This window comes from Pseudoxanthomonas sp. (assembly GCF_051953815.1).
GTDB lineage: Bacteria > Pseudomonadota > Gammaproteobacteria > Xanthomonadales > Xanthomonadaceae > Pseudoxanthomonas_A.
In genome coordinates this window covers 1-9012 of the sequence record NZ_JBQCIJ010000032.1, presented here as the reverse complement: position 1 = coordinate 9012, position 9012 = coordinate 1, and the positions used below count along the sequence as shown (strand labels likewise).

Below are 9012 nucleotides of genomic sequence, written 5' to 3'. Positions count from 1 at the left end.
CGTCGCCGCGCCGGCTCAAGGTCGAGAACTCGGTCAGCAGCTTCGACGCCATCGCGGGGCTGATCAGCGAGTTGCCGCCGTGCACGGCGCGGATCGAGCTCGGGACCTCGTCGATCGCCACGTCCTTGAGCAGGTAGCCCTTGGCGCCCGCCTTGAGGCCGGCCAGCACCAGCTGGTCGTCGTCGAAGGTGGTCAGGATGATGGTCGGCGGCAGGGTGCCGGCGCGCGCCAGCGCCTGCAGCGCCTCCAGCCCGGACATCGCCGGCATGCGCATGTCCATCAGCACCACGTCGGGCTTGATCTGCGGAATCATCTCCACCGCCTGCTTGCCATCGGCCGCCTCGGCGACGACCTCGATGCCGTCGTCCAGCGCCAGCAGCGAGCGGATGCCCTGGCGCACCAGGGTTTGGTCATCGACCAGACAAACACGGATCACAAGCTACCTCCAGGGGCTGTCTCGGACAGCGGTTCGGGTTCGGGTTCGGCGCGCAGCGGGAGCACGCCGGTGCTCTCGGCCGCGGGTAGCCGGATGTGCAGGCAGAAGCCCTTGCCGGGCTGGGTTTCCAGGTTCAATGCGCCCCCGTACTGGGCCAGGCGTTCGGCCATGCCGCGCAGGCCGTTGCCGGAGACCACGGTGTCGGCGCCGGCGCCGTCGTCGCGGGCGTCGATCAGGATGCTGCCGGCCTCGCGCCGACAATGCACCCACAGGTTGCGGGCGCCGGCATGGCGGACCGCGTTGGTGATGATTTCCTGAGTGCAGCGCAGCAGCACGTGCGCCCGCTGCGGATCGTCCAGGGTCAGCGGTTCCTCGATGTCCATGTGGATGGCCAGCGCCGGCACCTTCTCGGCCAGCGGCAGCAGCGCCGCGCCCAGGTCGATGGCGCCGCTGTCGCGGAGCTGGCTGACCGCCTCGCGCACGTCGGTCAGCAGCAGCCGGGCCAGGGTATGGGCCTGGCGGACGTGTTCCTGGGCCTTGCCCTCGGTCATGTGCCCGGCCACTTCCAGATTCAGGCTCAGCGCGGTGAGGTGGTGGCCGAGCAGATCGTGCAGTTCGCGGGAGATGCGGGTGCGTTCATTGACCCGCGCGCTCTCAGCCAGCAGCACCCGGGTGGCGCGCAGTTCCGCGTTCAGGCGGCGCTGCTCCTCGCGTGCCTCGGCCTGCTGGCGGGCCACGTAGGCGGTGATCAGGACGAAGGCGGCGAAGCCCACGTAGAAGGCCGACTGGAACAGGGCCTCCCAGAAGTTGAAGTCCTCCAGGGCCATGAACGACCACACCAGCGGCGCATGCCCCAGCAACAGCCAGGCGATGGCCACCCGCAGGTTCAACAGCCAGGGCAGCACCCCGGCCACGATCACCATCAGCATGGCGCTCAGGCCGGTCCGGCTGTACACGCCCACCGCCACCGCGGCCAGGGTCAGCACCAGCGCCAGCGGGATGTTCCAGGCCTGCGACACCCGCGCCCCGCGCGCGCCCAGCGAGCGGGTGGCGAACCAGTAGCAGGCGCCGAAGGTGAAATAGGCCAGCGCGGTCAGCGGGATGTCCACGCCCTTGCCGTCCGCGCCGCTGGACGGTGGCAGGAACCACACGTTCAGGACGATCGGAATGCCGACCAGGGCCCAGGTGTACAGGCCGGTGGCGCGCAGCAGGCGGGTATGGCTGAGTCGTCCCAACATGGACGCAGTTTAGGCGGAATCATCGGCCCCGGCCGCCCATCGAAAGTCATGCCACGGGCCCCGGGGACGGCCCGGGCCGGTTCACGGGCCGCTTACCCGGAAGCTGCCACCCTCCCGCCACAAATGCGATAATCCGCCGTCGGCCGCGCCGCGCGGCCCGCATCCGAACCAAGCCTTCTGCAAGACCTCCCGCCCGGAGTTGAGTAATGTCGATTGTCATCCGCGACGTGCGCGAGCACGAGCTGGATTCCGTCCTAGCCCTGAACAACAATGCCGGATTGGCGATCCTGCCGCTGGATTCGGCCAAGCTTCACCGCTTCTACGAGCAGGCCGAATACTTCCGCGTCGCCGAGCGCGACGGCAACCTCGCCGGTTTCCTGGTCGGCTTCGGTTCCGGCGCCGAGCATGACAGCAGCAATTTCGCCTGGTTCCGCGAACGCTATCCGCAGTTCTTCTACATCGACCGCATCGTGGTCGCCAGCCGCCGTCGCGGCGGTGGCGTCGGCCGCGCCTTCTACGCGGACGTGCAGAGCTACGCCGAACTGCGCTACCCGCAGCTGGCCTGCGAGGTGTTCCTCGACCATGGCGCCGATCCGGCGCTGCTGTTCCATGGCAGCTTCGGTTTCCGCGAAGTGGGCCAGAACCTGATGGCCGACGTCGACGTGCGCGCCAGCATGCTGATGAAGGAACTGTGCAGCTACCCGTGGGTGCAGGAAACCTACGGCGACGCCCTGCCCGATCTGCCCTGGGCCCGTACCCGCGCGCTGGCCGCAGCGCGCGCCGAACGGCCGACCGGGACATGAGCGTGACCTCAGCGAACCTTGACTACGAACAGGCCGGCGAACTGAAGATCGGCCAGGTCGGCATCGCCAACCTGCGCATCCGCACCCTGGATGTCGACCAGCTCGTGCGCGAAATGCGCGAGCGGGTCGAACGCGCGCCCAAGCTGTTCGGCCGCGCCGCGGTCATCGTCGATTTCGGCGGCCTGATCCGCACCCCGGACGTGGACACCGCGCGCGCGCTCATCGAAGGCCTGCGCGGCGCCGGCGTCATCCCGGTGGCGCTGGCCTACGGCACCCGCGAGATCGAGCAACTGGCCGAACAGCTCGGCCTGCCGCTGCTATCCAAGTTCCGCGCCCAGTACGAACGCGTGGACGCGCCGCCGCGGGCCCCGGCCCGCCCGGCGCCCGCGGCGGAACCGGCGCCCGCGCCCAAGCCCGCCGCCGCGGCCAAGGCGGTGGCCAACCCGGCCAAGCCGGGCCTCATGCAGAAGACCCCGGTGCGTTCGGGCCAGCAGCTGTACGCGGAAAACCGCGATCTGACCGTGCTCAACACGGTCGGCGCCGGCGCCGAGGTCATCGCCGACGGCTCCATCCACATCTATGGCGCCCTGCGCGGCCGTGCCCTGGCCGGCGCGCAGGGCAACACCGACGCGCGGATTTTCTGCCGCGAGTTCCACGCCGAACTGGTCGCCATCGCCGGCCACTACAAGGTGATGGAGGAAGTACCCAAGGAACTGCGCGGCAAGGCCGTGCAGATCTGGCTGGACCAGGACCAACTCAAGATCGCCGCCCAGGACTGACGCGGCCCTACCTCACTAGAAGAACGACCAAGGAGAACACCATTGGCTGAAATCATCGTAGTCACGTCCGGCAAGGGCGGCGTCGGCAAGACCACCACCAGCGCCAGCATCGCCTGCGGCCTCGCCCGTCGCGGCAAGAAGGTCGCGGTCATCGACTTCGACGTCGGCCTGCGCAACCTGGACCTGATCATGGGCTGCGAACGCCGGGTGGTGTACGACTTCGTCAACGTCACCCAGGGCGAGGCCACGCTGAAGCAGGCGCTGATCAAGGACAAGCGTTTCGAGACGCTGTACGTCCTGGCCGCCTCGCAGACGCGCGACAAGGACGCGCTGACCAAGGAAGGCGTGGAGAAGGTGCTGAAGGACCTGGGCGACGACGGCTTCGACTACGTCGTCTGCGACTCGCCGGCCGGCATCGAGAAGGGCGCGTTCCTGGCGATGTATTTCGCCGACCAGGCCATCGTGGTGGTCAACCCGGAAGTGTCCTCGGTGCGCGACTCCGACCGCATCCTGGGCCTGCTGGATTCCAAGACCCGCCGCGCCGAGAACGGCGAGCCGCTGAAGGCCAACCTGCTGCTGACCCGCTACAGTCCCGCGCGCGTCGAGGGCGGCGAGATGCTGAGCATCAAGGACGTGGAGGAAGTGCTGGGTCTGAAGACCCTGGGCGTGATTCCCGAGTCCGGCGACGTGCTCAACGCCTCCAACAAGGGCGAACCGGTGATCCTGGATCTGGAATCGCCGGCCGGCCAGGCCTACGACGACACGGTCGCGCGCCTGCTGGGCGAAGAGCGTCCGCTGCGTTTCACCACCCTGGAGAAGAAGGGCTTCTTCAGCAAGCTGTTCGGAGGTTGAGGCATGGGTCTGTTCGATTTCCTGCGTACCAAGAAGAACACCGCCGAAACCGCCAAGAACCGCCTGCAGATCATCATCGCGCAGGAACGTTCCTCGCGCGGCGGTCCCGATTATCTGCCGCTGCTGCGTCGCGAGCTGCTGGAGGTGATCAAGAAGTACGTCAACGTCGACGCCGAGGCGGTCAAGGTCGATCTGATCAAGGACGGCGAACACGACGTGCTCGACATCTCGGTCGCCCTGCCGGAAGGCCAGGGCTGACCGGACGCTCCGTCCCGAGCCGGCCCGCTCTCCCGGGCCGGCTCATGCCATAGTCGGCGGACTTTCACCCGCCGGGATTCCGACATGGACGCCAACCGCCTTCGCCGCCGCCAGTCCGCCCTGATCATGGTCATCGCGCTGTTGTCGGCGGCCACCGCGACGGCGCAATCCCCGACCGCGTCCCAGGCACCGCCGAACGACGCACCGCCAGCGGATGCCTCCGCCGAAACCAGGCCCGATCCCTGGCAGGCGGAACAGGATGGGCGCATCGTCCGGGGCGACGAGTTGCTGAAACAGCGCCAGCCCGAGGTGGCCATCCGGGAAGCCTTCGATCCCGTCATCCAGGCATACGAAGCGCGCTACGCCAGCGACGGCAAGATCTATTTCTGCTCCCGCGGCCCCGGGGAGACCCTGATGTATCTGATGGGCGTGGCCGCCGACCATGACAAGGGCAAGGGACGCGGCGATGCGGTGGTGCTGGAGCCAACCTGGGCCTACGGCTACTACGGCAAGGCCTACGCGCTGATCGAACTCAACCGCTTCGACGAGGCTGCCGTGGCGCTGGATCGGGCGCTGGAACTCTCGCCGGCCAACCCGCAGTTCCTCAGCGAGCGCGGCTACCTGTACCGCGCCAGCCGCGAGTGGGACAGGATGCTGGCCAGCAACCAGGCGGCGCTGGACCATGTGTCGCTCGCACCGGAATCGCTGCGCGACGCCGAACGCGCCCGCGCGTTGCGCGGCGCCGGCTATGCCCTGATCGAACTGGACCGGCTGGATGAAGCCGAACGCCACTTCCGTGATTCGCTGAAAATAGAACCCGGGAACCAGGTCGCCCTCGGCGAACTGGACTACATCAAACAGCTGCGCACGAAAAAACCATGAACGCGCCCGTTCCGCCCTCCATCGAACCCGAAGTCCTGCGCGTGCGCGATCGCGCGTTCGCCGATCTGGCGGAACTGCTCGAGCGCTACGGCCTGCGCCTGCACCAGGTCGCCGATGGCGAGAAGATTCCCGGCAGTTTCTGGGGCGAACCGGAAGCCGGCGTCATCGCCGACAACGTCTACGTCCGCGGCGACACGCCGCTGCATTCGATGCTGCACGAAGCCTGCCACCTGATCGTGCTGACTCCGGAGCGGCGCGCGGCGGTGCATACCGACGCCACCGATTCGGACATCGAGGAAGACGCCACCTGCTATCTGCAGATCCTGCTGGCCGACGGCATTCCCGGCGTTGGCCGCGAGCGTCTGATGGCCGACATGGACGCCTGGGGTTACTCGTTCCGGCTGGGCAAGACCCGCGACTGGTTCGAAGGCGACGCCGAGGACGCGCGCCAGTGGCTGGGCGAGCGTGATCTGCTGACACCGCGTTTCGGACAGCGGCACGCGGCCTGACATGGCCGCCGCGCCGCACGCGCCCTACCCGCCGCTGGGTCCGCACTGGAACGGCCTGACGGTACTGGCGCGCGGCGCCAACCGGCTCTGCGCGATGGCCCCCGACGACGCCGGGGATTGCCTGAAATTCGAACTGTCCGCCGGCGAGCGCACCGAGGCCGGCGCGCGCACGCGCCTGCGCCGCGCGCTGGCGCGGTTCCGGCCGGCGCTGGGCGAGAACGCCACCGAACTGCGCGCCTGGCGCAGGCTGCATGCGCGGATCGGCGGCGACCTCGATGGCTGGCTGGCGCCGTGCCGCGGCATCGTCGAAACCGGCTGGGGATCGGCGCTGCGCTGCGCGCTGATCCGCGACGCCGACGGCGCGCCCGCGCGCAGCCTGTACGCGCACCTGTTCGAAGGCACCGGTTTCAGCGCGGCCTCGCTGTGTGCCGCGGTGGACGCCATCGAACGGAAACTGCTGGCCCACGACGTGCCGCTGTTCGATCTGAACGCGGGCAACTTCGTCGTCACCGGCACGGGCGCGGCACCCCGGCTGATCTGCGTGGACGCCAAGTCCACCCTCAGCGGCAAGGAAATCCTGCCGTTCTCGCGCTGGTCGCGCCGCTTGATGCACCGCAAAATCCGGCGCCGGGCCGAGCGGCTGCGCCAGCGCATCCGCGCCGCCCTTGCGGACGCACCGTCCCCGCACTAGCCTTCCCGGTTCCTGCGCCTGCCGCACCCTCGAAGGACTTCCCGTGAAGCAACGCCATCTCCTGCTCGCACTCGCCGTCGGCGCCAGCGTGCTGGCCCTGTCCGCCTGCAACAAGGACGAACCCAAGGATGCCGCCGCGCCGGCCGCCGCGCCCAAGGGCGAGACGGCGGATCAGTTCATCGCCCGGGTGAACCAGGAACTGCGCAAGATGTATCCGGAGATCACCGCGTCGCAGTGGTTGTCCAATACCTACATCAACGACGACAGCCAGCTGCTGGAAGCCAAGTACAACGAGCGCTACCTGTCGCAGCTGAACGTGTGGATCGAACAGGCCAAGAAGTTCGAAGGCCAGCAGATGTCGCCGGAGACCGCGCGCGCCATCCAGTTGCTCAAGCTGTCCACCGCCATGCCCGCGCCGAAAGATCCGGCCAAGCTGGAGGAACTCACCAAGCTCGCCTCCAAGATGGGCGGCATGTATGGCGCCGGCAAGTACTGCACCGGCGAAGGCGACGCGAAGAAGTGCCGCGACCTGGGCGAACTGGAAGACGTGCTGCGCAGCAGCCGCGATTACGACGCGCAGCTGGACGCCTGGCAGGGCTGGCACACCATCGCCCAGCCGATGCGCAAGGACTACACCCGCTTCGCCGAACTGGTCAACGAAGGCGCCAAGGAACTGGGCTACGCCGACGCCGGCGAAATGTGGCGCAGCGGCTACGACATGACGCCGGCGGAAATCGCCGCCGAGACCGATCGCCTGTGGGGCCAGGTCAAGCCGCTGTACGAACAGCTGCATTGCTACACCCGCACCAAACTGCAGGCCACCTATGGCGTGGAGAAGGGCCAGGTCAACGGCATGCTGCCGGCACACCTGACCGGCAACATGTGGCAGCAGGACTGGGGCAACCTGTGGGACATCCTGCAGCCGTACAAGAACGCCGGCAGCCTGGACATCAGCGAAGCGCTGAAGGCGCAGTACCAGGCCGATTTCGTCAAGGAACTGGGCAAGGCCGGCCCGGCGCCGACCACCGATCAGCAGTTCCAGGCCGAACGCGCCGCGCAGCTGGCGGTGGCCAAGCAGATGACCGAGCGCGCGCAGGATTTCTACGTGTCGCTCGGCATGCCCAAGCTGCCGGAGAGCTACTGGACCAAGACCCAGTTCATCAAGCCGCTGGATCGCGACGTGGTCTGCCACGCCAGCGCCTGGGACATGAACATGGGCGGCGAACCCGGCGGCGGTCCGGACGTGCGCACCAAGATGTGCATCAAGCCCAACGAGGAAGATTTCACCACCATCTACCACGAACTGGGCCACGTCTATTACTACCTGGCCTACAACAAGCTGCCGCCGCTGTTCCAGAACGGCGCGCATGACGGCTTCCACGAGGCCATCGGCGACACCATCGTGCTGGCGATGACGCCGGATTACCTCAAGTCCATCGGCCTGGTCGGCGATCAGCAGCAGAGCCACGACGCGCTGATCAACGCGCAGATGCGCATGGCCCTGGCCAAGGTCTCCTTCATGCCGTTCGGTCTGATGATCGATCGCTGGCGCTGGGGCGTGTTCGACGGTTCGATCAAGCCGGCCGACTACAACAAGGCCTGGTGGGATCTGAAGGCGCGCTACCAGGGCGTGGCGCCGGTGAGCGCGCGCGGCGAGGACTTCTTCGACCCGGGCGCCAAGTACCACGTGCCGGGCAACACCCCGTACACGCGCTACTTCCTCTCGCACATCCTGCAGTTCCAGTTCTACAAGGCACTCTGCGACGCATCCGGCTTCAAGGGGCCGCTGTACGAATGCAGCTTCTACGGCAGCAAGGCGGCCGGCGACAAATACCTGGCGATGCTGTCCAGGGGCAGCAGCCAGCCCTGGCAGCAGACCATGAAGGAACTGACCGGCAGCGACAAGATGGACGCCAGCGCGGTGCTGGAATATTTCGCGCCGCTGCAGGAGTGGCTGAAGCAGCAGAACGCCGGCCAGCAGTGCGGCTGGCAGGCGCCCGCGGGCGCCTGATCCTCCGGCGCAGGCGGCGCGAAAGGCCGGTTCTCTGCCGGCCTTTCTGTTGACCCCGGGCACGGCGTCGGGGCAATACTGCGGGCCATGAACGCCGATCTCGCCCCGCAGCCGCAGGCCACCGCCACCGCCCTGCCCGCCCGCTACTACACCGAACCGTCGATGGCGGCGCGCGACCGCCACGCGATCTTCGACCGCGGCTGGCAGCTGGTCGCGCATGTTTCGCAGCTGCGCGGCGCCGGCGACCACGTCGTTGCCGACCTCGCCGGCCTGCCGGTGATCGCGGTGCGCGGCGCGGACGAGGTGATCCGCGTGTTCCACAACGTCTGCCGGCATCGCGCCGGGCCCATCGCGCAGTGCGACGGCCTCGGCGCCAGGGCGCTGCGCTGCCGCTACCACGGCTGGACCTATACGCTCGAAGGCCAGCTGCGCTCCGCGCCGGAAATGAAGGATGCACCGGGGTTCGACGTCGCCGACGTGCGCCTGCCGCAGCTGGCGGTGCAGGTCTGGCAGGGGCTGGTGTTCGCCGCCGTCGATGCGGCCGCCGCGCCCG

11 protein-coding genes are annotated in these 9012 nt (G+C 68.2%); 9 read left to right on the top strand and 2 right to left on the bottom strand.

Annotation, left to right across the window (positions count from 1 at the left end; translation table 11 throughout):
- Positions 1-436, bottom strand: a 436-nt coding sequence (locus tag ACTHN1_RS07940) for a response regulator (RefSeq protein ID WP_440470411.1), incomplete at its 3' end; no start/stop codon positions are given.
- The gene (locus ACTHN1_RS07935; protein WP_440470410.1) at positions 433-1674 is read right to left on the bottom strand and encodes a sensor histidine kinase; all 1242 of its coding nucleotides are present in this window, start codon (positions 1672-1674) and stop codon (positions 433-435) included. The genes ACTHN1_RS07940 and ACTHN1_RS07935, both read right to left, overlap by 4 nt.
- A 206-nt stretch (positions 1675-1880) precedes the next feature.
- Between ACTHN1_RS07935 and ACTHN1_RS07930 the strand changes: the two genes are divergently transcribed.
- The 9 genes from ACTHN1_RS07930 to ACTHN1_RS07890 all read left to right on the top strand — a co-directional run.
- Positions 1881-2477 (top strand): GNAT family N-acetyltransferase, encoded by a 597-nt coding sequence (locus ACTHN1_RS07930; RefSeq protein ID WP_440470409.1) that lies wholly within the window; start codon positions 1881-1883, stop codon positions 2475-2477.
- Positions 2474-3256, top strand: coding sequence for a septum site-determining protein MinC (minC, locus tag ACTHN1_RS07925; RefSeq protein WP_440470408.1), 783 nt, complete (start codon positions 2474-2476; stop codon positions 3254-3256). Before ACTHN1_RS07930 ends, minC begins: the two co-directional genes overlap by 4 nt.
- A gap of 42 nt (positions 3257-3298) precedes the next feature.
- Entirely contained in the window at positions 3299-4108 is an 810-nt protein-coding gene (minD, locus tag ACTHN1_RS07920; protein ID WP_141456119.1) for a septum site-determining protein MinD, read from the top strand.
- Between the two features lie 3 nt (positions 4109-4111).
- Positions 4112-4366: a cell division topological specificity factor MinE gene (gene minE, locus ACTHN1_RS07915; RefSeq protein WP_141456118.1), complete on the top strand. Its 255-nt coding sequence runs from the start codon at positions 4112-4114 to the stop codon at positions 4364-4366.
- Between the two features lie 84 nt (positions 4367-4450).
- Complete coding sequence (locus ACTHN1_RS07910; protein ID WP_440470407.1) at positions 4451-5248, top strand: tetratricopeptide repeat protein; 798 nt, start codon at positions 4451-4453, stop codon at positions 5246-5248.
- Positions 5245-5757, top strand: coding sequence for a hypothetical protein (locus ACTHN1_RS07905; protein WP_440470406.1), 513 nt, complete (start codon positions 5245-5247; stop codon positions 5755-5757). Before ACTHN1_RS07910 ends, ACTHN1_RS07905 begins: the two co-directional genes overlap by 4 nt.
- Position 5758: 1 nt before the next feature.
- Positions 5759-6448, top strand: a complete 690-nt coding sequence (locus ACTHN1_RS07900; protein WP_440470405.1) for a YrbL family protein — start codon at positions 5759-5761, stop codon at positions 6446-6448.
- Positions 6449-6491: 43 nt separating this feature from the next.
- Positions 6492-8459, top strand: a complete 1968-nt coding sequence (locus ACTHN1_RS07895; RefSeq protein ID WP_440470404.1) for a M2 family metallopeptidase — start codon at positions 6492-6494, stop codon at positions 8457-8459.
- Between the two features lie 87 nt (positions 8460-8546).
- Positions 8547-9012: aromatic ring-hydroxylating oxygenase subunit alpha (locus tag ACTHN1_RS07890; protein WP_440470403.1), on the top strand; the 466-nt coding region annotated here is incomplete at its 3' end.

Excerpts from the sequence above, each read along its gene's own strand:
- ACTHN1_RS07935 (WP_440470410.1), bottom strand. The coding sequence starts at position 1,674 with ATGTTGGGACGACTCAGCCATACCCGCCTGCTGCGCGCCACCGGCCTG.
- ACTHN1_RS07930 (WP_440470409.1), top strand. The coding sequence starts at position 1,881 with ATGTCGATTGTCATCCGCGACGTGCGCGAGCACGAGCTGGATTCCGTC.
- minC (WP_440470408.1), top strand. The coding sequence starts at position 2,474 with ATGAGCGTGACCTCAGCGAACCTTGACTACGAACAGGCCGGCGAACTG.
- minE (WP_141456118.1), top strand. The coding sequence starts at position 4,112 with ATGGGTCTGTTCGATTTCCTGCGTACCAAGAAGAACACCGCCGAAACC.
- ACTHN1_RS07910 (WP_440470407.1), top strand. The coding sequence starts at position 4,451 with ATGGACGCCAACCGCCTTCGCCGCCGCCAGTCCGCCCTGATCATGGTC.
- ACTHN1_RS07905 (WP_440470406.1), top strand. The coding sequence starts at position 5,245 with ATGAACGCGCCCGTTCCGCCCTCCATCGAACCCGAAGTCCTGCGCGTG.
- ACTHN1_RS07900 (WP_440470405.1), top strand. The coding sequence starts at position 5,759 with ATGGCCGCCGCGCCGCACGCGCCCTACCCGCCGCTGGGTCCGCACTGG.